22 protein-coding genes and 1 pseudogene are annotated in these 26,131 nt (G+C 73.3%); 12 read left to right on the top strand and 11 right to left on the bottom strand.

The window, feature by feature from the left end:
* The first annotated feature begins 5 nt into the window (after positions 1-5).
* From sigM to LPA42_RS13690, 5 genes are all read left to right on the top strand, one after another.
* Positions 6-788 (top strand): RNA polymerase sigma factor SigM, encoded by a 783-nt coding sequence (gene sigM / locus LPA42_RS13710; protein WP_043960985.1) that lies wholly within the window; start codon positions 6-8, stop codon positions 786-788.
* On the top strand, positions 785-1,756 hold the full coding sequence (locus tag LPA42_RS13705; RefSeq protein ID WP_077935351.1) for a hypothetical protein: 972 nt from the start codon (positions 785-787) through the stop codon (positions 1,754-1,756). Before sigM ends, LPA42_RS13705 begins: the two co-directional genes overlap by 4 nt.
* Positions 1,757-1,968: 212 nt before the next feature.
* A complete protein-coding gene (gene trxB, locus LPA42_RS13700) occupies positions 1,969-2,922 on the top strand; it encodes a thioredoxin-disulfide reductase (RefSeq protein WP_077935352.1) in 954 nt (317 codons plus the stop codon).
* A 77-nt stretch (positions 2,923-2,999) separates the two neighbouring features.
* Positions 3,000-3,323: a thioredoxin gene (gene trxA, locus LPA42_RS13695; protein ID WP_043960991.1), complete on the top strand. Its 324-nt coding sequence runs from the start codon at positions 3,000-3,002 to the stop codon at positions 3,321-3,323.
* Positions 3,324-3,473: 150 nt separating this feature from the next.
* Positions 3,474-4,643: an N-acetylmuramoyl-L-alanine amidase gene (locus LPA42_RS13690; protein ID WP_077935353.1), complete on the top strand. Its 1,170-nt coding sequence runs from the start codon at positions 3,474-3,476 to the stop codon at positions 4,641-4,643.
* A gap of 54 nt (positions 4,644-4,697) precedes the next feature.
* Here the strand turns inward: LPA42_RS13690 and LPA42_RS13685 are convergent, their stop codons facing one another.
* A complete protein-coding gene (locus tag LPA42_RS13685; protein WP_077935354.1) occupies positions 4,698-5,363 on the bottom strand; it encodes a GNAT family N-acetyltransferase in 666 nt (221 codons plus the stop codon).
* A gap of 306 nt (positions 5,364-5,669) precedes the next feature.
* Here LPA42_RS13685 and LPA42_RS13680 point away from each other — a divergent pair, with 306 nt between their 5' ends.
* Together LPA42_RS13680 and LPA42_RS13675 are read left to right on the top strand one after the other, a co-directional pair.
* Positions 5,670-6,986 (top strand): PLP-dependent aminotransferase family protein, encoded by a 1,317-nt coding sequence (locus tag LPA42_RS13680; protein ID WP_077935355.1) that lies wholly within the window; start codon positions 5,670-5,672, stop codon positions 6,984-6,986.
* Between the two features lie 7 nt (positions 6,987-6,993).
* Positions 6,994-7,992, top strand: coding sequence for a D-alanine--D-alanine ligase (locus LPA42_RS13675; protein ID WP_077935356.1), 999 nt, complete (start codon positions 6,994-6,996; stop codon positions 7,990-7,992).
* A gap of 46 nt (positions 7,993-8,038) precedes the next feature.
* Here LPA42_RS13675 and LPA42_RS13670 read toward each other — a convergent pair.
* From LPA42_RS13670 to rpmH, 9 genes and pseudogenes are all read right to left on the bottom strand, one after another.
* A pseudogene (locus LPA42_RS13670) lies at positions 8,039-8,710 on the bottom strand (hypothetical protein); the annotation flags it as partial.
* A 2,752-nt stretch (positions 8,711-11,462) separates the two neighbouring features.
* Positions 11,463-12,491 carry a ParB/RepB/Spo0J family partition protein gene (locus LPA42_RS13665; RefSeq protein WP_077935358.1) on the bottom strand — a complete coding sequence of 343 codons (1,029 nt, stop codon included), beginning with the start codon at positions 12,489-12,491 and terminating at the stop codon, positions 11,463-11,465.
* Positions 12,492-12,518: 27 nt separating this feature from the next.
* Positions 12,519-13,859 (bottom strand): ParA family protein, encoded by a 1,341-nt coding sequence (locus LPA42_RS34150; RefSeq protein WP_077935359.1) that lies wholly within the window; start codon positions 13,857-13,859, stop codon positions 12,519-12,521.
* A 263-nt stretch (positions 13,860-14,122) separates the two neighbouring features.
* Entirely contained in the window at positions 14,123-14,836 is a 714-nt protein-coding gene (gene rsmG / locus LPA42_RS13655; protein ID WP_077935371.1) for a 16S rRNA (guanine(527)-N(7))-methyltransferase RsmG, read from the bottom strand.
* Between the two features lie 202 nt (positions 14,837-15,038).
* Positions 15,039-15,629 carry a R3H domain-containing nucleic acid-binding protein gene (locus LPA42_RS13650; protein ID WP_077935360.1) on the bottom strand — a complete coding sequence of 197 codons (591 nt, stop codon included), beginning with the start codon at positions 15,627-15,629 and terminating at the stop codon, positions 15,039-15,041.
* A 213-nt stretch (positions 15,630-15,842) separates the two neighbouring features.
* On the bottom strand, positions 15,843-16,826 hold the full coding sequence (yidC, locus tag LPA42_RS13645; RefSeq protein ID WP_077935361.1) for a membrane protein insertase YidC: 984 nt from the start codon (positions 16,824-16,826) through the stop codon (positions 15,843-15,845).
* Between the two features lie 3 nt (positions 16,827-16,829).
* Entirely contained in the window at positions 16,830-17,117 is a 288-nt protein-coding gene (gene yidD / locus LPA42_RS13640; protein WP_077935362.1) for a membrane protein insertion efficiency factor YidD, read from the bottom strand.
* A complete protein-coding gene (gene rnpA / locus LPA42_RS13635; RefSeq protein ID WP_077935363.1) occupies positions 17,114-17,530 on the bottom strand; it encodes a ribonuclease P protein component in 417 nt (138 codons plus the stop codon). Before rnpA ends, yidD begins: the two co-directional genes overlap by 4 nt.
* Before the next feature lie 36 nt (positions 17,531-17,566).
* Positions 17,567-17,704, bottom strand: a complete 138-nt coding sequence (rpmH, locus tag LPA42_RS13630) for a 50S ribosomal protein L34 (protein WP_074478258.1) — start codon at positions 17,702-17,704, stop codon at positions 17,567-17,569.
* Positions 17,705-18,324: 620 nt separating this feature from the next.
* Between rpmH and dnaA the strand changes: the two genes are divergently transcribed.
* From dnaA to LPA42_RS13605, 5 genes are all read left to right on the top strand, one after another.
* Entirely contained in the window at positions 18,325-20,229 is a 1,905-nt protein-coding gene (dnaA, locus tag LPA42_RS13625; protein WP_077935372.1) for a chromosomal replication initiator protein DnaA, read from the top strand.
* Between the two features lie 882 nt (positions 20,230-21,111).
* On the top strand, positions 21,112-22,245 hold the full coding sequence (gene dnaN, locus LPA42_RS13620; protein WP_077935364.1) for a DNA polymerase III subunit beta: 1,134 nt from the start codon (positions 21,112-21,114) through the stop codon (positions 22,243-22,245).
* A gap of 40 nt (positions 22,246-22,285) precedes the next feature.
* Positions 22,286-23,158 (top strand): phosphogluconate dehydrogenase (NAD(+)-dependent, decarboxylating), encoded by an 873-nt coding sequence (gnd, locus tag LPA42_RS13615; RefSeq protein ID WP_077935365.1) that lies wholly within the window; start codon positions 22,286-22,288, stop codon positions 23,156-23,158.
* 16 nt (positions 23,159-23,174) lie between these two features.
* Positions 23,175-24,308 (top strand): DNA replication/repair protein RecF, encoded by a 1,134-nt coding sequence (gene recF, locus LPA42_RS13610; protein WP_077935366.1) that lies wholly within the window; start codon positions 23,175-23,177, stop codon positions 24,306-24,308.
* On the top strand, positions 24,298-24,987 hold the full coding sequence (locus LPA42_RS13605) for a DUF721 domain-containing protein (RefSeq protein WP_077935367.1): 690 nt from the start codon (positions 24,298-24,300) through the stop codon (positions 24,985-24,987). The genes recF and LPA42_RS13605 overlap by 11 nt, the downstream gene beginning before the upstream one ends.
* A gap of 170 nt (positions 24,988-25,157) precedes the next feature.
* Here the strand turns inward: LPA42_RS13605 and LPA42_RS13600 are convergent, their stop codons facing one another.
* Positions 25,158-25,712, bottom strand: a complete 555-nt coding sequence (locus LPA42_RS13600) for a hypothetical protein (RefSeq protein WP_043961011.1) — start codon at positions 25,710-25,712, stop codon at positions 25,158-25,160.
* Positions 25,713-26,131 lie beyond the last annotated feature (419 nt).

Below are 26,131 nucleotides of genomic sequence, written 5' to 3'. Positions count from 1 at the left end.
CGGTGATGGACGCTCACGGCGAGCGCGCGAGCGACGTCGACCTGCTGCGCGCCCACGTCGCCGGTGACCGGGACGCCTTCACCGAGCTGTTCCACCGGCACCGGGACCGGCTCTGGGCGGTCGCCCTGCGGACCCTCGGCGACCGTGAGGAGGCCGCCGACGCCCTCCAGGACGCGCTGCTGTCCGCCCACCGGGCGGCGGCCCGGTTCCGGGGCGACTCGGCGGTGACCACCTGGCTGCACCGGATCGTGGTGAACGCCTGCCTCGACCGGATCCGCCGCCGGCAGGCGCACCCGACCGTCCCGCTGCCCGACGGCACGCACGGCGTCGACGGCGGCCCGTCGACCGGCGGGTTGGAGCCCGCCGCCCCCGTCCAGGACCACGACACCGCCCTGGTGGTCCGGCAGGCGCTCGCCGAACTGCCCGTCGAGCAGCGGGCGGCGCTGATCCTCGTCGACGTGCAGGGCTACCCGGTGGCCGAGGTGGCCCGCATCCTCGACGTCGCCGAGGGGACGGTCAAGAGCCGCTGCGCCCGGGGTCGGGCCCGGCTCGCCGTCGCCCTCGGGCACCTGCGTACGGGCGCACTGCCCGACGGCCCGGCCGGCGACGCCGCAGGGGCGGGCCGACAGCCCGGCCCCGCCGTGCGGCTGGCCTCGCCGCGCGCCGGTGCCGACGGCTCCCACGGCCCGGACGTGCCCGCCGTCACCCAGGGGAACCCCCGGCCCGCCGACGGCGTCCGATCAGGGTCGGGACGCTCCCGGCGCGTCGCCAACCAGGAGGACTCGTGACTGCCGGGGGGTTCAGGGAGGTCGACCTCGACCTGCTCGCCGACTACCTCGGCGGCGCGTTGGACGGCACCCCCGACGAGGCGGTCGTGGCGCGGCTCGTCGCGGAGGACCCGGCCTGGGCCGAGGCCCACGACGCGCTGGCGGCGGCCCTGGCCCCGGTCGGCGACGCCCTCGCGGCCTGGGCCGGGCCCGCACCGCAGATGCCGCCGGTGGTCGCCGACCGGATCACCGCCGCGCTGGCTGGTGCCGGCCCCGGCACGCCCGCCGGTGTCACCGACCAGCCCGACCGGGCGGGCCTCGCCGACCCGGCCCGGGTCGGCCGGGTGCCCGCCCAGCCCACCGGCGGTACGCGCCGGCCCGCCGGCGGTCCCGGCCCGGCTACCGGCCGCCCCGGGGGCCGTGGGCGGCGCTGGGCGCGGCTCGCCGGGCCGGTGGCCCTGGCCGCGGCCTCGGTCGTCGCCGTCGGGTTCGGGCTCAACCAGGTGGTCGGCGGCAGCGACCAGAGTGGCGGCACGGCCGACCGGGCGATCAGCGCGCAGGCGGAGTCGGGCGGCGGCGCGTTCACCGTCGCCGGCGCGCCGCGGCGCTCGGGCACCGACTGGACGCCGGAGACCCTGGCCGCCGGCGATCGGCCGTCCCCCGGTGCCAGCGAGCCGCCGAGGTCGTTCGGGTCGGGGCCGGACGCGCCCGCCGGGGGCGACAGCGGCGAACGGCTGCCGGCCGTCGGGGACCTGGGCCGACTCACCGGCACCGCCGCCCTGGCCGACTGCCTCACGGCCGTCAGCGCCGAGCACGGGGCCGGTCCGCTCACCGTCGACCTCGTCGACTACGCGCGCTTCCGGGGCGCGCCGGCGCTGGTCGTACGCTTCGTCGACCCGTCCGGGGAGCGCTGGGCGTGGGTGAGCGGCCCCGAGTGCGGGGTGCCCGGGTCCGGTGCCGACACCCGCTACCGGACGCGGGTAGGGTGAGGCCGCGGCCGGCCCGGCGGGCCTCCACCGGCCGCGCCTGATTCACATCTGCCGTTCTTCCACGTGACGTGACCCACCGGATGACCGGCTCGGGAATCCCCACTTCGTACGATGACGTTCTGCAAGTCAGTAGTCGGCGTCTGCGCGGCGTCGACGCTCCGACCGGCATCGGTGCGCGTGCCGATGGCGACCACACACATCGGGAGACGGCAGTGGACGAGGTCCGCAACCTGATCATCATCGGCTCCGGGCCGGCCGGTTACACGGCGGCGGTCTACGCCGCGCGCGCCAACCTCAAGCCCCTGATCATCGAGGGCGTGCAGTCCGGCGGTGCGCTGATGACGACCACCGAGGTGGAAAACTTCCCCGGTTTCGCCGACGGCATCCTCGGCCCCGAGCTGATGGACAACATGCGCAAGCAGGCCGAGCGGTTCGGTGCCGAGTTCCTCACCGACGACGTGACCCGGGTCGAGCTGACCGACACCGGCAGCGTCGGCTCCGACGCGGTGAGCACCGTGTGGGTCGGCGAGACGGCATACCGGGCGAAGGCCGTCATCCTCTCCACCGGCTCCGCCTGGCGCCCGCTGGGCGTGCCGGGCGAGCAGGAATACCTGGGCCACGGCGTGTCGTCCTGCGCCACGTGTGACGGCTTCTTCTTCCGCAACCAGCACATCGTGGTCGTCGGCGGCGGCGACTCGGCGATGGAGGAGGCCAGCTTCCTCACCCGGTTCGCCGAGTCGGTCACCATCATCCACCGGCGCGACTCGTTCCGGGCCAGCAAGATCATGGCCGAGCGGGCGCTGGGCAACGAGAAGATCAAGGTCGAGTGGAACAGCGTGGTCGAGGAGGTCCTCGGCGACGACGGCAAGGTCACCGGCGTCCGCGTCCGCAACGTGCACACCGGGGAGGCCAAGGTCCTCGACGTCACCGGCGTCTTCGTGGCGATCGGCCACGACCCGCGCAGCGAGCTCTTCCGGGGCCAGGTGGAGCTGGACGACGAGGGGTACGTCAAGGTGCAGGCCCCCAGCACCCGCACCAGCGTCCCGGGCGTGTTCGCCGCCGGTGACGTGGTCGACCACACCTACCGGCAGGCCATCACCGCGGCCGGCACCGGCTGCGCCGCCGCCCTCGACGCCGAGCGCTTCATCGCCACGCTCGAAGGCTGAGCGCCGCACCCCGGGCTTCCCGGGTGGCGCACCGAACGACTGAAGGAACACATCGCAACCCCCGTAGGAGGGTCATAGTGGGAGCGACAAAGGCGGTCACCGACGCGAGTTTCGCCGTCGACGTGCTGAAGTCCGACAAGCCGGTGCTCGTCGACTTCTGGGCGGAGTGGTGCGGCCCGTGCCGCAAGGTCTCGCCGCTGCTCGAGGAGATCGCCGGCGAGATGGGCGACCAGGTCAGCATCGTCAAGCTCAACATCGACGAGAACCCGGAGACCGCGCGCGCGTACCGGGTGATGTCGGTGCCGACCCTGACCGTGTTCAAGAACGGCGAGCCGGTCCAGTCGATCGCCGGCGCCAAGCCGAAGGGCGAGCTGGTCAAGCTGATCCAGTCCGCGCTCTGACAGCCGCTACGCGAAGCCCCGTACCCCGTTGGGTGCGGGGTTTCGCATTTCGCGGGCCGTGACCTGCGCGGACACCGCCACCCCGGGCGGCCGGACCGCATAGCCTCAACCCGGGAGCCGCCGGCCGGCGACCCTGCGAAGGGGGCGAGCGTGCGTCCGATCCGACCCGGTGACCGTGGACCGGCGGTGCGCGAGATCCGCGCCGTCCTGACCGGTCTCGACCTGCTCGCGGCCGGGCCCTCGGCCGGCGACGAGTTCGACGCCGACACCGAACGCGCCGTGCGGGCGTTCCAGCAGTCCCGGGGGCTCAGCGTCGACGGGCGGGTCGGCGCGGAGACCTGGCGCGCCCTGGACGCCGCCCGCTGGCGGCTCGGCGCGCGCACCCTCTACCACGCGGTGCCGGAGCCGCTGACCGGCGAGGACGTCCGGTCGCTCCAGGAACGCCTGCTGGAGATGGGGTACGACGTGGGACGCGCCGACGCCGTCTACGGCGTACGCACCTCGCGGGCGGTGGCCCAGTTCCAGCGCGAGATGGGGCTCAAGCCGGACGGCTCCTGCGGCCCGCAGACCATGGGGACGCTGCGCAGGCTGGGGCGGAAGGTGGTGGGCGGCCGGCCGCAGTGGCTGCGCGAGTCCGACGCGATCCGGCAGGCCGGCCCGACCCTCGTCGGCCGGACCGTGGTCATCGACCCGGGGCACGGCGGCACCGACCCCGGGGTGGTGGTGCCGGACGGCCCGTTGCGCTGGACCGAGGCCGACCTGGTGCACGACCTGGCCAGCCGGCTGGAGGGGCGGCTCGCGGCAGCGGGCGTGCGGGTGCAGCTCACCCGGGGCCCGACGCCGCAAAGCTGCCTGCCGGACGCCGAGCGGGCGCAGCTGGCCAACTCCCTCGGTGCCGACGTGTTCATCTCGCTGCACACCGACGGGCACGCCAACCCGGAGGCGGAGGGGGTGGCCACCTACCACTACGGCACCGGCAACGGGGTCACCTCCGCGACGGGCGAGCGGCTGGCCGGGCTGGTGCAGCGGGAGATCGTGGCCCGCACCGGCCTGCGGGACTGCCGTACCCACGCCAAGACGTGGGAGCTGCTGCGGCTGACCCGGATGCCGGCGGTGCGGGTGGAGGTGGGCTACCTGACGTCGCCCACCGACCGGGGGCGGCTGGTCGACCCCCGGTTCCGGGACCGGCTGGTCGAGGCGATCGTCGCCGCCGTCCAGCGCATGTACTTCCCGATCGAACGGGACGTGCCCACCGGCTCGATCGACGTCAGCGCGCTGCGCGCGGCGGTCGCGGCAGGTCGCCGGGTGGGCGCGAACTGAGCCGCCCGCCCCGGGACAGCCGGTGGCGCGTGTGCGAGGCCGGACGCCGGCCGGTCAGCCGCCGGTGGAGCGGGTCGCCGGGGCGGGCCGGACCGGCCGGAGCAGGGTCTCGGGGCTCATCGACCCGAGCAGCTTCTCCAGGGCGTACTCGACGTCGGACTTCCAGCTCAGCGCGGTGCGCAGCTCCAGCCGCAGCCGGGGAAAGCGGGGATGCGGGCGGACCGTCTTGAAGCCCACCGACAGGAAGAAGTCGGCGGGGGCCACGCACCCGCCCGCCGGGTCGCCCTCGTCGCCGAACTTCGCGTCCCCGAACGCCTCGATCGCCTTGATGCCCCGCTTCGTGAGGTCCCGGGCGACGCCCTGCACCAGCATCCGGCCGAGCCCGCCACCGGCGAAGGGCGCGACCACGTGCGCGGTCATCAGCAGCGCCGCGTCGGCGGAGACGGGGGAGGTGGGGAACGCCATCGACCGGGGCACGTAGGCCGGCGGGGCGAACATGACGAACCCGGCGGGCATGCCGTCGACGTACGCGAGCTTGCCGCAGGAGCCCCACTCCAGCAGTGTCTGCGAGACCCAGGCCTCCTTCTCCAGCCCCGGGTCGCCGGCGGCACACGCCCGGTCGGCCGAAACCGGATCAAGCTCCCAGTGGACGCACTGCCGGCACGGCCGGGGCAGGTCCTCCAGGGTGTCGAGGGTCAAACTGACCAGACGTCGCGACATCGGCGCATCCCCACCTTAGGCTCGGAGGCGAGAACGACGCCGCCGCCTTCGGCGCCTCCGACGAGCGATCGTACGCCGCCGGACGGCGGTACGGGAGGGGACGCGCGAAACACCCCGCAGCGCCCATCCGGGCCCGCCGTTGCGCCGCAGGGCCGGTCCGGGATGTGGACGGCCGGCAAATCGATCGGCCCGTCCGAGCGGGAAAGGACTACCATCGGTGGTCTGCGTCCCGTGCCGCCATGGTCTGCGGTGTCCCGGGTACCCCCGGGGGGCGGGAGCCGCCCGACACGCGATCGAGGTGATGTCATGACCGGCACGACGCTCGACGACTACACCGACCGCTACGCCCGGCGCGTCCGGGGCATGACCGCCTCGGAGATCCGCGCCCTGTTCGCGGTGGCCAGCCGGCCCGAGGTGGTCTCCCTCGCCGGCGGCGCGCCCTACATCGCCGCCCTGCCACTGGACGCGGTGGGCGAGATGCTCGGCCGGCTCGGCTCCGAGCACGGCGTCACCACCCTGCAGTACGGCATCGGGCAGGGCACCCTGGAGCTGCGCGAGCGGATCTGCGAGGTGATGGCGCTCTCCGGCATCGACGCGTCCTGCGGGGCCTCCCCGGAGGACGTGGTGGTGACCGTCGGCGGGCAGCAGGCGCTCGACCTGGTGGCCCGCCTCTTCCTGGACCCGGGTGACGTGGTGCTCGCCGAGGGGCCGACCTACGTCGGCGCGCTCGGGGTGTTCCAGGCCGCCCAGGCACAGGTCGTGCACGTGCCGATGGACGACGACGGGCTGATCCCGGAGGCGTTGGAGACGGCGGTCGCCGAGCTGGCCCGGGCCGGGCGGCGGGTGAAGTTCCTGTACACCATCCCGACGTACCAGAACCCGATGGGCGTGACGCTCAGCGAGGAACGGCGCGAACGGGTCCTCGACATCTGCGAGCGCGCGGGCCTGCTGGTGATCGAGGACGACCCGTACGGGCAGCTCGGTTTCGAGGGTGACGCCCCGCGGCCGCTGCGGGCCCGGCGGCGCGACGGCGTCTTCTACCTCAGCACCTTCTCCAAGACCTTCGCCCCGGGGCTGCGGGTGGGCTGGATCCTGGCCCCGCACGCGGTCCGCGACAAGCTGGTCATCGCCAGCGAGGCGAACATCCTCTGCCCCAGCGGGTACGCCCAGGCCGCCGTCTCGACCTACCTGGGGACGATGCCGTGGCGCGAGCAGCTCAAGGTCTACCGGGAGGTCTACCGGGAGCGCCGCGACGCCCTGCTGGCCGCGCTGGAGGATCTGATGCCGGCCGGCACCACCTGGACCAGGCCCACCGGCGGCCTCTTCGTCTGGGCGAGCCTGCCCGACGGCCTGGACTCCAAGGCGATGATGCCGCGCGCGATCGCGGCCAGGGTGGCCTACGTGCCGGGCACCGGCTTCTACGCCGACGGCACCGGCACCGGCAACATGCGGCTGAACTTCTCCTTCCCCACGCCGGAGCGGATCCGGGAGGGGGTGCGCCGGCTGGCCGGCGTGATGGAGCAGGACATCGCCATGCGCCGGGTCTTCGGCGGCACCGTCGGTCGTCCCGGTTCGCGGCGGGGGCAGGCCGGCGCGGACACCCCGGGACCCGACTTGGCATGATTCCGGCATGGCTGCGATCCCTGCCGAGCGAATCACCGTGACCGACCCCAACAGCACCACCGAGCTGCACGTGCTGGTGCTCGCCGGTGGCCTCTCCTACGAGCGGGACGTCTCGCTCCGTTCCGGCCGCCGGGTGCTGGACGCGCTCCGCGCCGTCGGGGTGGAGGCGGAGCTGCGGGACGCCGACGTGGCCCTGCTCCCGGCGCTGGTCGCCGACCCGCCGGACGCCGTGGTGATCGCGTTGCACGGCGCGACCGGCGAGGACGGTTCGCTGCGCGGGGTGCTCGACCTGTGCGACGTCCCGTACGTCGGCTGCGACGCCCGGGCGTCCCGCGTCGCCTGGGACAAGCCGTCGGCGAAGGCGGTGCTCCGCGAGGCCGGCCTGCCCACCCCCGACTGGGTGGCCCTGCCGCACGACCGCTTCTCGGAGCTGGGGGCGGTGGCGGTGCTGGACCGGATCGTCGACCGGCTCGGGCTGCCGCTGATGGTGAAGCCGGCGCAGGGCGGTTCCGGCCTGGGCGCCGCCGTGGTCCGGGACGCCGCGTCGCTGCCGGCCGCGATGGTCGGTTGCTTCGCGTACCACTCGACGGCGCTGGTCGAGCGGTACGTCTCCGGCATGGACGTCGCGGTGTCGGTGGTCGACCTCGGGGAGGGCCCGCAGGCGCTGCCTGCCGTGGAGATCGTGCCCCGCAACGGCGTGTACGACTACGCCGCCCGGTACACCGCGGGCCGGACCACCTGGCACACCCCCGCGCGACTCGACCCGGAGGTCGCCGACACGGTGGCCCGCGTCGCCGTGGCGGCCCACACGGCGCTGGGGCTGCGCGACCTGTCCCGGGTCGACCTGATCGTGGACGCCGACGGCCAGCCGCACGTGCTGGAGGTCAACGTCTCGCCTGGCATGACGGAGACGTCGCTGCTGCCGCTCGCCGTCCAGGCCGCCGGGCTGGACTTCGGCCGGTTGATCGGCTCCCTGGTGACCCGGGCCGCCGCCCGGCGCGGCTGACCGGCCGCCGCGCTCACCGGGCGTCGTCGGTCGGCCCGTCCGCCGGCTCCGGGATCTCCTCGGCGGCCTCGATCACGCCGACGCCGTCGTCCTCGCCCACGGCGTCGGAGGACGACTGGGTGCCGATGCTCGACGGCGCCTGCCACTGGATGCGGGGCGGCTCGGCCAGCGGCCGGCCACCGAACTCGGCCAGCCAGGCGGCCACCATGGCCAGGTTCTCCCGCCACTGCTGCTCGGAGATCGGCGGGAGGATGGAGTCCCACAGCGACAGGAACGTGCCCCGCAACTGGAGGCGCCCGTACGGCCGGGCGAGGAACCACAGGTGCAGGTGGGCCGACCCGTCGCCCCACCGGTTCACGTGGACGCGGGCGACGCCGTCGAGGGACCGGATGGCCTTCTCCAGCCGTACCGTCATCACGCCCAGCTCGGCGGCGAGAAGATTGGGCAGGTCGCCCAGGTCGAGGTGGGAACGGGACTCCAGGATCAGCACCATCGGCAGCCCGGTGGGCCGATCCATGGCGCGGACACGCCACCGCTCGCCAACCCAGATGTACGCGTCGTCGGGCGCGGCGCAGGCCGTGCACTCCCGGTTGCCCTCGCCCTTGCGCGGGGGTTCCACCGGGACGGGGTCCTCAAGGTGCTTGACCCGGAGGTCGCCCTCGAAGGGGAAGGAAGGCCAGGAGGTGAAGTCGGGGACTGCGGGAGGGGTGTCGTGCACGACGCTGACCCTAACCGAGCAAGCGGGCCCTGTCCCTACCTGATTCGTCCAGCGTCGAGGGCGGCCGGGCCCTTCGGACCAGGCCCACGCGGTCGCCGGACGGGGCGAGTTCCGCACCCCCGCGTAGGGCCATCCCGCGCAGTCCACGAGCGTTGTCCACACGTTATCCACAGGCCGTCGAGACCGTCGCCACGGCCCGTCGTCCACAGGCTGACACCGCGTTTCACGCGGGGTTTCACGTGAAACAGGGTGGGGCTGTGGAAAACCGCTGTGGATAACTCCGCGCCTCTTGGCGAGGGTTGTGCACAGCCTTCTGCCTCCCTCGTTCCTAACGAGCCGGCGGCCTGCGGGTCGCTGCCTGAGCGCTCGGAGATGGGCCCGATCTGTCGCCGTCTTCCCGGGCGACGCCTGCTCATGGTGCCGCGAGGGTGGGGCGGGCCGTCCGAGGGGCGCACTCCCGCATCGCCCGACGTCCACCGATGGGGCCCCGGCGTCCCGTGCCCTGGCTCTCCGGGCTCCCGAGGCGCCCCACCCTCTCCGATGACGGGGAACTGACCATCGGCGAAGGGCTCTACACCTCCCATCGAGCCGACGCCGGCCGCGACCCTCCCGTCATCTCGGCGCGGGCGCGCACAGCGCAGCCGCGTGGTGCCGTCGGTGTGCCCGCTGCCGTCCGGGGGCGGCGAAGCGGCGGTAGCCCGTCGGGAAGGTGCGGTCGTCATGACCGCCGAAGACCGGCTCCCCTGAGCACCCAACCGAACGGCTACGGGGGCGACGTGCTGGTGCCGACCTTGGTGCTGGGCCGTCGCGGCTGCTGCTGCACTCGTGGGGCAAGCGACGCCGTCGGGGTAGTGGCGACCGCCGAGCGCCTCGGGGCTGGTCGAGGAGCGCCGAGCGCAACGGGGGCCGGTCGAGGACCGCCGACCTGGCCCCGAGGCTCAAGGATCGCCGAGGACGGGCGAGCGGAGAGATCGCCGTTGGCGCGCGGCGAACAACCCGTCGCTTCGCGACCGCACAGGAAAGAGCGGACCAGCCAGCCCGCTGAGGAGGCCGTACAGGTCCGAACCGACAAGCGGGGTGCAGTGGGTCGGATCGCACGCCTGCGATGGCACGAGGGCCAGCTGATGGTCTGCCGCCGCTTCACGGGCGAAGCCCTGGCCCACCCCGCTCTCTCAGGTCGCGCTCGTGAGGGGCCGCGTCCCCCGACAAGGGCTACGGGTTCAGGGCCGGAGTGCCGACCCCAGCCGTACTTGCGCCGAGCAGAGGGGGCACCGGAGCCGCCTCGCGCCGCGCACGCCCGGGGCCCGCCATTCCCGGCCGCAGGGCACCGATCGGACGGTCCCAAGCGTGCCCCCGAGCGTCCTGCGTTCTCCGCGCCCCGGCCTCCCGATCCCGGCTTCCGCGTCCCTTCGTGTCCGATGGCTCCTGAAGCCATGCGCTCCGCCCGGCGGCTGATGCCGGCCACGGGACGCGGCCCTGGGTCGGCGCGCTGCGCGTCGGCACCGGTGGTGCCGAGGGTTTCGGCTTCCGGTTCCACGTGAAACAGGGCGGCAGCTCGCCTCCGCACGGGGCCGGGATGGGCCGTTCCCTCGCCGCCCCGGCGGGAGCGAGCCGGAGGGGATCACCGAGCACGGCTACTCGGGCTTGGCCATCACGAGCCACAGACCGCGAGCGAGTTGGAGCGGCTCATCGTCACCAACTCGCCGCCACCGCTCCCCTTGCCGGTCCCGCGGCTGCCGAAGGCCTGGCGGCACGGCACCACCTCGTGGCGCGGAGGATCGTTTCACGTGGAACCAGTGGGCGGGATACTCGCGGCATCGGGCGGGCCAGCCGGTGAGTTACGCGGATTCGGCCGGCGGGACCCGAACCTCGACGTCCGGCTCGGACGCTGTCTACGGCGGCTTTGCCGAGGTGAGAGCCGGAGCCGGGACATGGTGCTGAGTGGCGTCCGTGCGGACGTCCTCGTTTCACGTGGAACCCGTCCACAGGCTGGTCGCCGAGGACCGACGCAGCTCGGGGTCGACATGGCGGCCCTCCTCCGTCCGGCGGCCCTCCTTCCTCCGGCACCCGTCGCCATGTCGGCGACATGGGGGTATCCGGGGCCTCGGGATACCCCCATGTCGCCGGCATGGCGACCGACGACGCCAGGTCGGCGGTGACCGCCACCGGGCGCCCGGCCAGGGAGAAGCTCAAGTCGGCAGAGGCGTAGGCCCTGCCGGCCCAGCACAGCCCATTCGAGGGAGCGCGTCCGGCGCGGGCGAGCCCGCGAGCCAACGGCGCCGATCCCGCAAGCCGACAGCCGCGAGCCCACGTGCCAACGGCACGATCCCGCAAGCCCGCGAGCCAACGGCGGCAAGCCCGCGTAGCAATGCCGAGCACGCCCCCGGGCGCGGAGCGGGGGCACCGCAGTGCCCGGGGGCGTGCTCGGCATTACCTGTCCGCCAACGTCTTCGGCGTATGCGATGGGCTCCGAGCCAATCGTCGGCCGAGACGTGTCCCGTGTCCCGTCTCGCCGACGGCGGGCAGCCCACCAGAGACCGGGAGGTTTCACGTGGAACGTGTCGGCGACCGCGGCGCACGGAGGTGGACGGCCCTCGCACCGCCTCACGGAGCCTGGGCCGCATCGTGCCGACCGCCACGGGGCGACGACTGCCGGAGGCGATGCCCCTCGGGACCACCCGGGCAGCAGCCTGAAACGCCGCCGGCCGCGTCGCCCGGGTGGGACGGCGCGGCCGGCGGGCAGGCGCGGAGGTCAGTCCTCGGGGGTGTCCTCTTGACCGACCCCGATGAGGCCGACGATCCGTTCCAGGTCGTCGACCGTGGCGAACTCGATGGTGATCTTGCCCTTGCTCCGGCCGATGTCCACCTTCACCCTGGTGTCGAACCGGTCGGAGAGCCTGTCCGCGAGGTCCGTGAGGGCCGGGGCGTGGGCAGTGGTCCGCCGCTTCGCGGCCGGGGCCTTCGCCGGCCCGTCCGCCAGCGCGAGCGCGACGATCTCCTCGGTCGATCGGACGGAGAGCCCCTCGGCGACGATGCGCGCCGCGAGTTGCTCCTGCGCCTGCGCCTCGTCCAGGCTCAGCAGCGCGCGGGCATGGCCGGCGGAGAGCAGCCCGGCGGCAACGCGGCGCTGCACCTGGGCGGGCAGATTCAGCAGCCGGATGGTGTTGGAGATCTGCGGGCGGCTCCGGCCGATCCGGCGGGCCAACTCCTCGTGGGTCGCGCCGAACTCCTCCAGCAGTTGCTGGTATGCGGCGGCCTCCTCCAGCGGGTTGAGGTTGGCCCGGTGGATGTTCTCCAGCAGCGCGTCCCGGAGCATGGCGTCGTCGCGGGTGTCCCGGACGATGGCGGGAATGTTCTCCCGGCCGACGGCCTGTGCGGCCCGCCAGCGGCGCTCACCCATGACGAGTTCGTACTTCTCGCCGTCGAGTGCCCGCACCACGATCGGCTGGAGGAAGCCGACCTCCTGGATGGAGGTCTTCAGCTCCTCCAGGGCCTCCTCGTCGAAGACCTGGCGGGGCTGCTTCGGGTTGGGCACGATCGCGTCGACCGGCACCTCAGCGAACCGGGCACCGGGCACCGGGCTGAGTTGAGGCTCGGACGGCGGCATGACCGCAGGGGCCTCGACGTCGACCGGCGCCACCATCGGGGCCGGTGCCGAGGCCGGGACGGGCGCCTCGCCGTCTTCGGGCATCGCCGTCGTCGTCTCGACGGGCTGGACCGGGCCAGTGGGGATCAGCGCCCCGAGCCCTCGACCCAGACCCCCCCGAGGACGGTTCTTCATACGATGCCTCCCAGCGACTTGTCCGCACTACGCATTCCGGCTCACCGGCTCCTTGACCCCACGCTCGGCGATCTCCTGGGCGGCCTCGAAGTAACTCGTCGCCCCCCGTGAACCGGGATCGTAGGTCATGACCGACTGGCCGTAGCTCGGTGCCTCGGAGACTCGGACGTTCCGGGGGATCACCGCCTGCAGGACCTTGTCACCGAAGTGGTTCCGGACGTCCTGCTCCACCGCGTCGGCCAGTCGGGTGCGCCGGTCGTACATGGTGAGCAGGATGGTGGAGACGTCGAGCCTGGGGTTGAGGTGCTTGCGGACCAGGTTGATGTTGTTGATCAGCTGGTTCAGCCCTTCCAGCGCGTAGTACTCGCACTGGATGGGGATGAGCACCTCCTGCGCGGCCACCAGGGCGTTGACGGTGAGCAGGCCCAGCGACGGCGGGCAGTCGATGAAGACGTAGTCGAAGTGGCCGGGGTAGGCGTCGATCGCCCGGGACAGCCGCGACTCGCGGGCCACCACGGACACCAGCTCGATCTCCGCGCCCGCGAGGTCGATCGTGGCCGGCACGCACCACAGGTTGGGGATGCCCTCGACGCCCTGGGCCACCTCCTCCAGCGGAACGCTGTTGATCAGGCAGTCGTAGACGTCCGGTACGCCGGTGTGGTGCGGGACGTTCAGCCCGGTCGACGCGTTGCCCTGCGGGTCGAGGTCGACCACGAGGACCCGGTTGCCGTGCAGGGCGAGCGCCACCGCCAGGTTCACCGTGGTCGTGGTCTTCCCCACGCCGCCCTTCTGGTTGGCGACGCACATCACCCGGGTCCGCTCCGGACGCGGCATGGTCACCTCGCCACTCGGATTAAGGATCTGCACGGCGCGCATAGCCTCCATAGCCAACGGTGGGTCATCCTCTTCGCGCGTCGGGGTTTCACGTGAAACGTACGCGGCATCGGCCGGTTCGGTGCCATAGGCCCCGGCCGGCGGTGCCGGCGTGTCGACTGGAACGGCGGCTCCCGGGGCCGCGTCAGGCACCACGTGCGGTGCGGGTTGCTGGGGGAGCACGACGGCAGGCCGGGGTGTCGACTCGAAGTGAGCGGAGGGCCCGGGGTCGGAACCGTCGGCCGCCGGAACGCCGGGGCGGCCGGCCCTGCCGTAGACCGTCCCGGACGCCTCCGCCCGGGGGGCGGTGGTGCCGGTACCGGCGGCGGCAGGGGCGTCGCGGCGTGGAGCGGGGCCGCCGCCGATCGGGTGCGCCGCCCCGTAGGCGTCGCCGGGCCAGCCGGGCTCGTCGGTTTCACGTGAAACGGGGCCCGCTGCGGACCGCTCTCCGCGACCGTTCACCCGTGGATCGTCGTACCTGCCGTCGTCATGCACCTGTCATCCCTACCCGCTCCGGATGGTCGGCCCGCACCCCGTCGTCTTGGCCACGCTCGTTCGCATCACGGAGCCTACGGCCCGGCGGGAGCGGCCGGGACCCCCTGAGGGTCAGATGCCGTCCACTCCACACTATCGACGCGCGGTCAGCCTACGGCGGACGGGCGCGGCCGGTCCACGCCGGATTTCCCGCCCGCGCGTGCCCGCACCCGTATCAACGACCCGACCTGCGGCGGGAAGCCGGCGCGCGAGGACAAAGGCGGTCAGCGGCCCCGGCGACGCCCGCCGCGCGAGCGCTTCGCCGCCGACTTGACGCGGGGCTGGTTCACCACCCGCTCGCGCACGATCTCCACCACCGTCGCCGGCGGCTCGATCACACCGACCCCGCAGCGCTGCACGGTCGGCTCGCCCCCGCCCAACTTGGCGACGGCCTCGGCGTGCTCCGCGATCTCGTCGGGGGCGGAAGCGCCCTTCATCGCCACCAGCCGCCCGCCCCGCACGGTCAGGGGGAGACACCAGGCGGCGAGGCGGTCGAGCGGGGCCACGGCGCGAGCGGTGACGATGTCCGCGCTGAAGGGGCCGACGCCGGTCGAGCCGGTCGCCGCCTCCTCGGCCCGCCCCCGGAAGACCCGGACCGTCTTCGCCAGCCCCAGGTTCTCGACCACCTCGATGAGGAAGGAGGTGCGTCGGGCCAGCGGCTCGACCAGCGTGACGGTCAGGTCGGGCCGGGCGATGGCCAACACCAGCCCCGGCAGGCCCGCGCCCGAGCCGACGTCGAGCACCGACGCGTCCGGCGGGATCCGTTCCGCCACCGCGGCGCAGTTGAGCAGGTGCCGGTCCCAGATGCGCGGTGCCTCCCGTGGCCCGATGAGGCCGCGGACCACCCCGTCGGTGGCGAGCAGCTCCGCGTACGCGGCGGCGAGTTCGAGCCGGTCGCCGAAGAGGGCACGGGCGGCCTCCGCCAGCTCCGGCGGCAGCGTCGCGACGGCCGGATCCGGTGCCTCCCCCGTCGGGCGGGGCGCATCGTCGCCGAGGGCCGGCGCCGTCACGCTGGTCGGCACGGCCTCGACGCCGGGCGCTGCTTCGCCGGCCGCCCCGGGCCGGGCAGGCGACGGCCCGGGCGGCGTGCCACCCGGGCCGGACACGGCTGCCGCCGTGGTGTCGTCGTGGGTCACCCGGTCAGTCCGCGGGCCGGACGACGATGCGGCGGTTCGGCTCGACGCCCTCGGACTCGCTCTCCACGCCGCTCATCGCATTGACGACGTCGTGGACGCACTTGCGCTCGAAGGCGGACATCGGTTCGAGCCGCACCGGCTCCCCGTACTCCTTGACCTTCTCCACCGCGTTCTTGGCGACGGCGGCGAGCTCCTTGCGCCGGGTGGCACGGTAGCCGCCGACGTCGAGCAGCAGCCGGCTCGGGGTCCCGGTCTGCCGGAACACCGCCAGCCGGGCCAGCTCCTGGAGCGCCTCCAGGGTGGCCCCGCGCTGCCCGACCAGGTTCTGCAGTCGGCCGCCGACGACCTCGACCACCGGACGCCCACCGGACACCAGCTCGTCGATGTCCCCGTCGTAGTCGAGGATGTCGAGCAGCCCTTCGACGTAGTCGGCGGCGATCTCGCTCTGCCGGAACAGCTCGCTCTCGGCCGGCGCCTTCTTCTCCCGGGGAGCGGCCCCGGTCTCGGCCTCCTCCTCGGTGTCGTCGGTGGCCTCGATCGGCGTGCTCTCCTCGTCCACTGACTGGTCAGCGCTGGGGATGCTGGTCTCGGTCACGGTCTCATCTCCGTACTCGCTCGGCCGGACCGTCGGGTCCGCTGGTTCCCCGGGGGCCGGCGGGAGATCACCGGTGCCCACGGGCACGTCTGTACGGGCGGCTGGCGCCCGCGACCGCGCTACGCGCGGTGGGTCGGGCCCGGCGCTGCCCCTCGGGCGGCGGCCAGGGCCCGGTCCCGCCCGTGCCGGGCGGCCGGCGCGGGTGGGGAGGCGTCAGCCCTGGCGCTTGGCCGGGCCGCTCTTCTTCGGGTTGACCGGCTTGGCGCCCGGCTTCGGGCCGGCGACCTTCGGCGTGGCCGGCGCCTGCTTGACCGGAGCGGGGGCGGCCTTGCGGCCGAACAGGCCGGCGGTCTTGGCCGGCTGGACCGGGCTGTTGGACTTGACGCCGGTGCGGCCCGGGGTGGGCGGCGGCGGGTACTTGCGCAGCACCCACTGCTGCTGGCCGAGGGTGAACAGGTTGTTCGTGACCCAGTAGATGATCACACCGATCGGGAAGATCGCGCCGGAGACGAGCAGCGACAGCGGGATGCCGTAGAGCATCAGGCGCTGCACCATCTTCTGCTGCGGGTCCTCCGCCCAACCGGTCTTGAGGATCATCTGGCGGCTGGTGAGGTAGGTGGTGCCCATCATCACCAGGACCAGGATGCCGGCGATCACCTTCACGGTGGTGCCGTTGGCCCCGAGGCGGGCCAGCTCGTCGGCGGTCGAGCCGAACTTGCCGGCGATCGGTGCGGTGAAGAGCTTGGCGCTGGAGGCGCTGTCGAACTGCTCGACCGTCCAGCCGTAGAGCGTCTTATTGATCTTGGCCGGATCGAGGCGGCGCAGCACGTGGAAGAGGCCGAGGAAGACCGGGATCTGGAGGAACATCGGAAGGCAGCCCATGAGCGGGTTGGCCTTTTCCTTCCGATAGAGCTCCATCATCTCCTTCTGGAGCGTCTCCCGGTCACCCTTGTGCTTCTCCTGGAGCTCCTTCACCTTGGGCTGGAGCGCCTGCATCGCCCGCTGGGACTTGATCTGCTTGACGAAGACCGGGAACAGGATCACCCGGACGGTGACCACCAGGAAGACGATGGCCAGGATCCAGGCCCAGTTCGTCCCGATCACCGCGTCGACCGGTACTCCGATGGCGTCCCAGGCCGAGTGCCAGGTCAGCAGGATCCACGAGATCGCGTAGTAGATCCAGTCCAGACTGAACAATTCTCAGGCTCCAGTCACTTCGGCACGGCGGCGACCGCCCGGCTCGGGCACCGGGTCGTGTCCACCAGGGTGAAAGGGGTGGCAGCGCAACAACCGTCGGACCGTCAGACCGGCCCCCCGAATCGCGCCGTGCCGGGCCACGGCCTCAAGGGCGTACGCACTGCACGACGGGTAGAACCGACAGCGGGCCGGCAGCGCCGGGCTTATCCAACGACGGTACGCGACGATGGGGCCGGTCAGCACCCGGGCACCCAAGCTCGTCGACGGCGACGCCGTGGAATCGCTGCTCATCGGGGCCGCCGCCCCCGGGGGGCACGGGCTGTGGCGATCGCCGCGTCGAGGTCGGTCCCGAGCCGGGAGTATGACGCCTCGGCTGCGGCCGGGAGTGCCCGTACGACCAGGGTGCTGCCCTCGGGCAGGGCCGCGAGCCGCTCGCGGACCAGGTGCCGCAACCGACGCCGGACCACGTTGCGGACGACGGCCGGGCCGACGGCCTTGGACACGACGAAGCCGGCGCGGGTCGCTGCGGAGGTGTGCTCCGCACCGGTGGTCCGCGCCGGCTTCGGCGAGACGTCCGTCGGTGTCCCCGGTGTGCCGGGCAGGGTCAGGTGGACGACGAGCACGCCACGGCCGGCCCGGCGACCAGCCCGGACCGCTGCGGCGAAGTCACTGCTGCGCCGCAGTCGTTGCGCGGCGGCCAGCACGACTGCCCACGTCCCCCGGACCGGCCTCGGTCGGCCTCAGGCCGACAGGCGGGTGCGGCCCTTGGCGCGACGGGTCGAGATGATGGCGCGGCCGGCCCGGGTGCGCATACGCAGCCGGAAGCCGTGGGTCTTCGCGCGCCGGCGGTTGTTCGGCTGGTAGGTGCGCTTGCTCACGTCAGGCTCTCCGTTTTCGTACGCCCCGGGCGCGGGATCGCCGGGGTCGTGTGGTGGTCCAGGCCACCTCGGCGGTGGCCCCCGATCGGTGCTGCCCGGCGGCGCGGAACCTCGGCGATGCGAGGGAGGCGACCGCGGACAGCAAGCACGCACCACCCTAGCAGAGGGCGGCAGAGCAGCCGATCCAGCCTACGCAGAGGGGCAATGAGCGTCAAACACCCCGCCACACCCCCACAGCGCCCCTGACCACGACCGAAGCGCTGCTTTTCACTGATGTCGCCAAGGGTGCCACCGCGTCGACGGTTGATGGCCCCGGCCCCGCGCTGTTAGCGTGCGCGTTTGCGGTCGGCGTCGTCGCCCCGTTCCCGTCGTCGGGCGAGACGGTCGTCGTCGAGCAGGACCGGACTCGGGCAAGACCCGACCAGGCAGTGAATCGTTCGGCACGGTGAAACCCGCTTCAGCGCCCGTTCAGACAGGGGGCAGGTCCCACCCGCTTCGGGCGGGGGGCCACAATCGGTCAGTACACACAGGCTGTGGATAACTTGTGGACGACGGCCGGTGAGCCGTCCGGCTGGACCACCGCGGCGGTCGGGAGCAGAAGCGAGGGGGGTGGCACGACGGTGGCCGGTACGACCGACCTAGCCGCGGTGTGGACGGCGACCACGGACGAACTCGCCGACGAGATCATCTCCGCGCAGCAACGCGCGTACCTGCGGCTCACCCGGCTCCGCGCGATCGTCGAGGACACCGCCCTGCTCTCCGTGCCGGACGCCTTCACCCGCGACGTGATCGAGTCCCGGTTGCGGCCGGCCATCACCGAGGCGCTGACCCGGCGGCTGGGCCGCCCGATCCAGGTGGCGGTGACCGTCCGGGTCGCCGAGGACCCCTCGGGTCGCCCCGCCGGCACGGTCTACCGCAGCACCCCGGACGCCGGGCCGGGCGAACAGCCCGCCCTCGACGGGTCCGTCGGCTTCGACGCCGCAGCGGCGTTCGACGGCCGGGGGTACGACGAGCCCGGCGCGGGCCGACACGAACCCGCGCTCGGCTTTCCCGCCCCGGGCCATCCCGGCCACCCCGGCCACGACGAGCCGGGCACCGACCACGCGCGGCCACCCCACCCGGGCCAGGACGGCACCGCCGGGCATCCCGGGCACGGGGTGGCGGAGCCGGGGCCCGCGTCCCGGCCAGCCCCGAACGACGACGGGCACCGCCAGGGGCTCGTCCCCGCCGCCCGCGACGCCCAGGAGCCCCTGTTCGGCGACGCCTTCGCCGAACCGCTGGTGCCGGGTGCCGACCGGCGCGGCTTCGAGGAGCGGCCCCGGATCGACGTCGGCGGGGCCCGGCCCTACGAGGGCCGATACGCGGCCGGCGCCGTGCCGGCCCCCCAGCGGTTGCCGCGCGACGGCGGCACCGACAGCGGGCCGGGTCGCAGTGGCATGGATCACCGTCCGGGTGGACGGGACGACCGGCGGCTCCCCGGCGGGGCGGAGACCGGTGGGAACCGGCTCAACCCGAAGTACATGTTCGAGACGTTCGTCATCGGCTCGTCCAACCGGTTCGCGCACGCCGCGTCCGTCGCGGTCGCCGAGTCGCCGGCGAAGGCGTACAACCCGCTGTTCATCTACGGCAGCTCCGGGCTCGGCAAGACGCACCTGCTGCACGCCATCGGTCACTACGCCACCACGCTGGGCAACGCCCGCTCGGTCCGGTACGTCTCGACCGAGGAGTTCACCAACGACTTCATCAACTCGGTGCGCGACGACAAGACGAGTGCGTTCCAGCGCCGCTACCGCGACGTCGACATCCTGCTGATCGACGACATCCAGTTCCTGGAGAACCGCGAGCGGACCCAGGAGGAGTTCTTCCACACCTTCAACACGCTGCACAACGCCAACAAGCAGATCGTCGTCACCTCCGACCGGTCGCCCAAGCAGCTCGCGACGCTGGAGGACCGGCTGCGCACCCGGTTCGAGTGGGGGCTGCTGGCCGACATCCAGCCGCCCGACCTGGAGACCCGGATCGCGATCCTGCAGAAGAAGGCGGCCCAGGAGCGGCTCTACGCGCCGCCGGACGTGCTGGAGTTCATCGCGTCGCGGGTGTCGAACTCGATCCGGGAGCTGGAGGGGGCGCTGATCCGGGTCACCGCGTTCGCCAGCCTCACCCGGTCGACCGTCGAGCTGTCGCTGGCCGAGGAGGTGCTGCGGGACTTCATCCCCGACGGTGCCGGCCCCGAGATCACCGCCGACCAGATCATGGTCTCCACGTCGGAGTACTTCGGGGTCAGCCTGGAGGACCTGCGCGGGCACTCCCGCTCCCGGGTGCTGGTCAACGCCCGCCAGGTCGCCATGTACCTGTGCCGGGAGCTGACCGACCTGTCGCTGCCCCGGATCGGGCAGGCGTTCGGCGGGCGGGACCACACGACCGTCATGCACGCCGACCGGAAGATCCGCCAGCAGATGGCGGAGCGCCGCTCGCTCTACAACCAGATCGCCGAGCTGACCAACCGGATCAAGCAGACCACCTGAGGCGTACGCCCACCACGCCCGCGCCCGCAGCGGCGACCGACGCCCGGCCGACCACGACGGCCGGGCGTTTTCGTGTTCCGGGCGGCGTCGACCTCCGCGCCCGACCACCCGGGTCGACGTGACGCCGGTCACGTCCAGACCCCGGAGCCGTCGTCCACAGGCGTGCCGGGACGCCTCGTGTTGACCCTCGACCCGGTTCAGGCCCCAGGATCGGCACATGCTCGTCCACAGTTTCCACACGCTGTCCACAGCCGGTTGTCCACCGGCGGTGGAAAACTACGCAGGGTCCGACCCCGGTTACCCACAGGCTGTGGACAAACCCTGGGGACGGACCTGTGGATGCCTGTGGACACCTGTGGACGATGCCGCCCGTCGCCCACAGGCAGGAGGACGGCTGTGGGCTACCTGTTGAAGGTTCTGGGGACAACGACGCGAAGACCGGTGCGGCCCGTCCACAGGACTGGGGAGAAAGTCGGTGGATAACCGGTGGATAACCGGTGGACGGCGGTGGACAACCCGGTGGATCGGCGGGCCTGTGGACGACCGGCCCGGTTTTACCCCGGGTTCTCCACAGGCTAGCCACCGGTGGATAACGTGTCTGACCTGCGCAGACGCGGGTTTTCCACAGTTTGCACAGGTGCTACGAAGACGATGAGTTTGTTCTTCTAAGAGAACAAAAACCAATCATCACCGTTGGACTTCCTGTGGATGGGGCCGGAACGGCCGGAGACAGTCGCTCCGGCACCGGCCGGATCCACGGGGTCGGGCGCACAGCCGATGCCCGCGCGCCCTAAGGTGCGATGGGAACCCGCACAGTCGGGCGGGACGGTGGGCAGCGGTCGGCATGAGAGAGTTGTCGCTGACGTCGACGCGGAGGCATTGATGAAGTTCCGAGTGGAGCGCGACGCGCTCGCCGAGGCCGTGGCGTGGACCGCGAAGAGCCTGCCCAACCGGCCGTCCGTGCCAGTCCTGGCCGGCGTGATGCTCCGGGTGACCGACGGCAACCTGCAGGTCTCCGGCTTCGACTACGAGGTCTCCAGCCAGGTGACCGTCGAGGTGCAGGGTGACGCCGACGGGGCCGCCCTGGTCTCCGGCCGGCTGCTCGCCGAGATCACCAAGGCACTCCCCGCGAAGCCGGTGGACATCGCCGCGGTCGGCGCGCACCTCGAACTGGTCTGCGGCAGCGCCCGGTTCACCCTGCCCACCATGCCGGTGGAGGACTACCCCGCCCTGCCCGAGATGCCGGAGAGCACCGGCACGGTCGACGCCGCCGCGTTCGCCGCCGCCGTCGCCCAGGTCGCCGTGGCCGCCGGCCGGGACGAGACGCTGCCGATGATGACCGGCGTCCGCATCGAGCTCTCGGGTGGCAACCTGGCGATGCTCGCCACCGACCGCTACCGGCTCGCCCTGCGCGAGATGGAGTGGCACCCGGACGACCCCGAGGTGAGCATCAACGCCCTGGTGCCGGCGCGCACCCTGCACGACACCGCCAAGGCCCTCGGTCCGCTCGGCGGGCACGTGACGATGGCCCTGTCCCAGGGGGCGGCCGGCGAGGGCATGATCGGTTTCTCCGGCGGCACCCGGCGCACCACCAGCCGGCTGCTCGACGGCGCCAACTACCCGCCGGTGCGCTCGCTCTTCCCCGCCAGCCACAACGCCGAGGCCCGCCTCGCCGTCAGCACCCTCATCGAGGTCGTCAAGCGGGTGGCGCTGGTCGCCGAGCGCACCACCCCCGTGCTGCTCAGCTTCAGCTCCGACGGTCTCGTCGTGGAGGCGGGCGGCACCGAGGAGGCGCGGGCCAGCGAGGCCATGGACGCCACCTTCACCGGCGACCCGCTGACCATCGGCTTCAACCCGCAGTACCTCATCGACGGGCTGGCCAACCTGGGCGCTCAGTTCGCGCAGCTCGCGTTCGTCGACGCCTTCAAGCCGGCGGTGATTTCCCCCGCAGGCGAGGATGGCGAGGTCATCCCCGGGTACCGGTACCTCATCATGCCGATCCGCGTCTCCCGCTGATCGCGCATACCCGACCCGGACGCAGCGGAGGTAGGAACACATGCAGCTCGGCCTCGTAGGACTCGGCCGCATGGGCGGCAACATGCGCGAGCGGCTGCGCGCCGCCGGTCACGAGGTGGTCGGCTACGACCGCAACGCCGACCGCAGCGACGTCACGAGCCTGGCCGAGCTGGCCGAGAAGCTCGACGGCCCCCGGGCCGTCTGGGTGATGGTCCCCGCCGGCGTCACCGACACCACCATCGACGCCGTCGCCGAGGTGCTCAGCGACGGCGACATCATCATCGACGGCGGCAACTCCCGGTTCAGCGACGACGCCCCCCGGGCCGAACGGCTCGACACGCGCGGCATCGGATACCTCGACGTCGGCGTCTCCGGCGGCGTCTGGGGCAAGGAAAATGGCTACGCCCTGATGGTCGGCGGCGCGCAGGAGCACGTCGACCGGCTGATGCCGATCTTCGAGGCGCTCAAGCCGGCCGGCGAGCACGGCTTCGTGCACGCCGGCCCCGTCGGCGCCGGCCACTACGCCAAGATGGTGCACAACGGCATCGAGTACGGCCTCATGCACGCCTACGCCGAGGGCTACGAGCTGCTCACCAAGTCCGAGCTGGTCACCAACGTGCCGGGCGTGTTCAAGTCCTGGCGCGAGGGCACCGTCGTCCAGTCCTGGCTGCTCGACCTGCTCGACCGCGCCCTCGACGAGGACCCGGACCTGTCCGACCTGAGCGGCTACACGGAGGACACCGGCGAGGGCCGGTGGACGGTCGACGAGGCCATCCGCCTGGCCGTGCCGCTGAACGTCATCGCCGCCTCGCTGTTCGCCCGCTTCACCTCCCGGCAGGAGGACTCTCCCGCCATGAAGGCCGTCGCCGCCCTGCGCCAGCAGTTCGGCGGCCACGCCGTCCACAAGCGCTGAGCGGCGTCCGCCACCCGTGTACGTCCGCCGGCTCGAACTGGTCGACTTCCGCTCCTACGAGCGGGTCGCCGTCGACCTCGAACCCGGCCCCAACGTCCTGGTCGGCGCCAACGGCACCGGCAAGACCAACCTCGTCGAGGCGCTCGGCTACGTGGCGACCCTGGGCTCGCACCGGGTCGCCACGGACGCCCCGCTGGTGCGGCTGGGCGCCACCTCGGCCGTGATCCGCTGCGCGGTGGCGCACGACGGCCGGGAACTGCTGGTCGAGCTGGAGATCGTCCCCGGCAAGGCCAACCGGGCCCGGCTGGGCCGTTCACCCGCCCGGCGGGCCCGCGACGTACTCGGCGCGCTGCGCATGGTGCTGTTCGCCCCGGAGGACCTGGAACTCGTCCGCGGCGATCCGGCGGAACGCCGCCGCTACCTCGACGACCTGCTGGTCAGCCGCCAGCCCCGCTACGCCGGGGTGCGCGCCGACTACGAACGGGTCGTCAAGCAGCGCAACGCCCTGCTGCGCACCGCGTACCTGGCCCGCAAGACCGGCGGGTCGCGCGGCGGGGACCTGTCCACCCTCGCTGTCTGGGACACCCACCTCGCCCGGCACGGGGCCGAGTTGCTCGCCGGCAGGCTGGAACTCGTCGCCGCACTCGGCCCGCACGTCACCAAGGCCTACGACGCGGTCGCCGCCGGCAAGGGCGCGGCGGGCATCACGTACCGGCCGTCGGTGGAACTGACGGACCCGGTGGCGGACCGGGCGGCGCTGGCCGAGATGCTGCTCGCGGCGTTGGCCGAGTCCCGGTCCGCCGAGGTGGAGCGCGGCACCACGCTCGTCGGCCCGCACCGCGACGACCTGGCCCTCACCCTCGGCCCGCTGCCCGCCAAGGGGTACGCCAGCCACGGCGAGTCCTGGTCGTTCGCCCTGGCCCTGCGGCTGGCCGGATACGACCTGCTCCGCTCCGACGGCATCGAGCCGGTGCTGGTGCTCGACGACGTCTTCGCCGAGCTCGACGCGGGCCGCCGCGAGCGGCTGGCGGGGCTGGTCGGCGGGGCGAGCCAACTGCTGGTGACCTGCGCCGTGGACGACGACGTACCGACCGGCCTGCACGGCGTCCGCTACCAGGTCGGCGAGGGTGAGGTGCGCCGTGCCGGATGAGCAGGAACTGCCGCCGGCCCGGCTCGGGCCCCGTACCCCCGCCGTCGGGCCGGCTGGCCGGGACGCCGCAGCCCCGGGCGGCGGCGGCGCACGCCGCGGCGCCGGCCGGGCGGCCGACGGGACCGGACGGTCCGACGGCCCGGCCGCCGCGGGCGGTGGCGACGCGCCCGCCGGGGCGGCGGGGCCGGAACTGGCCCGGGCGGTGCTGGACGCCGCGCGGGCCCGCCGCGAGACGGCGGCCAAGAACCGCCGGCGCAGCGTCGTCTCCGGCGACGGCGAGGGCGGCCGGCGGCTACGCGGCTACTCCGGCCCCGGGCCGGACCCCCGCGACCCGCAGCCGCTGGGTGTCGTGCTGGGCCGGCTGATGAAGGCGCGCGGCTGGGAGCAGCCGGCCGCCGAGGCGACCGTGTTCGGCGCGTGGGAGCGGGTCGTCGGCCCCGAGGTGGCCCAGAACAGCCGCCCGGTCAAGCTGGAGGACGGCGAGCTGACCGTCGAGGCCCGGTCCACCGCGTGGGCGACGCAGCTGCGGCTGCTCGCCGCCTCGCTGCTGCGGCAGATCGCCAGCGAGGTGGGCCACAACGTGGTGCGCAAGCTGCACATCCACGGGCCGGCCGCGCCGTCCTGGTCCCGGGGGCCGCGCCGCGTCCGGGGCCGGGGCCCCCGCGACACGTACGGCTGACGCCCGGGCCCGCGCGGGCTGGCCCGGGCCCGCGCGGGCTGGCCCGGGCCGCCTCGGGCGGGCCGGCCGCGCGATGTCGGCGACATGGCGGTATCCCGGCCGCCCGGATACCGCCACGTCGCCGACATGGAGTCGATCACCACGCGCGGGACGGGCCGGTGCCGGTCCCGTCAGGCGTCGGCGTAGACGGCGAAGCCCCGGTCGGCGCAGCGGCGGTAGAAGGCCGCCAGCACACCCAGCTCGGCGCAGGTGAAGTCCCACTGCGGCGGGTCGCCGTTCTCGTCGCGCAGCCCGTCTAGGCGGGTGTCGAGCCAGCGCAACTGCTGCTCGGCGAGGCGGCCGTCGCCGAGCAGCCCACGCAGCACGGTGCTGACCGAGTCGAAGGTGACCGTCTCCCCGTGCGGCCGGTGACCGGCCACGAAGCGCTCGATCCCGCCGGCGATCCAGGCGCAGCCGTCCGGGTCGATCACCGGGTCCTCGTCCTCGGCCGCGTTCTCCGTGGCGTAGAGCACATTCTCCAGCCCGAGCAGCAGGTCGACCAGCTCCGTGTAGGCGGTCGCCCGGACCGTGCCGGTCTTTGCGATGTGTTCGGCGAGAGCCGCCGTCGGCGCGGAGATCCGCGGCAGGTCGACGATCTCGCCGAAGTCGACGAACTCGGCCGGTGCGACCGGATCGTAGAAGCGGCCGGTCCGCGGCCAGTGCACCGCGACGTTGTCCAGCCCCATCTGGCGTCACCCCTTGAGAGCACGTGTCGAAGCGTTCGGGTCGATCGTCCGGTTCCGACCGGAAAAGATCAAGACCGGCCACGCTGGGCGCCGCAAACCTACGCCCACCGTCCCTCCCGCCGCGACCCCCACCCCCCGAGTCCCGGCGGCGGCGCCGCCACCCGATCCGGGGCTCGCCCGTAGGGGGAGTCGTGGGTGGCGCGGATCGGCCGGCTACGGAGTTCTCAGCCGCCGCGAAGGGGTGCCGAGTGGCGGTTCTGTCGTCTGCGCACAGTAAGATTGAGGGCGAGACGAAGACCCGACACGGTGCGACGGACACGGGCCCACCGGCCCGAGATCATTGTCCCACGTCGGGTCGAGCCGATCGCGATCCGCGGGCATCCGCGGCGACCGGCGCTCCGGCCCGTGCCCCGGTTCAC

This window comes from Micromonospora sp. DH13 (assembly GCF_020873825.1).
Classification (GTDB): Bacteria; Actinomycetota; Actinomycetes; order Mycobacteriales; family Micromonosporaceae; genus Micromonospora; species Micromonospora haikouensis.
Note: the sequence above shows the minus strand (reverse complement) of the source record. Positions and strands in the feature narration are given on the sequence as shown.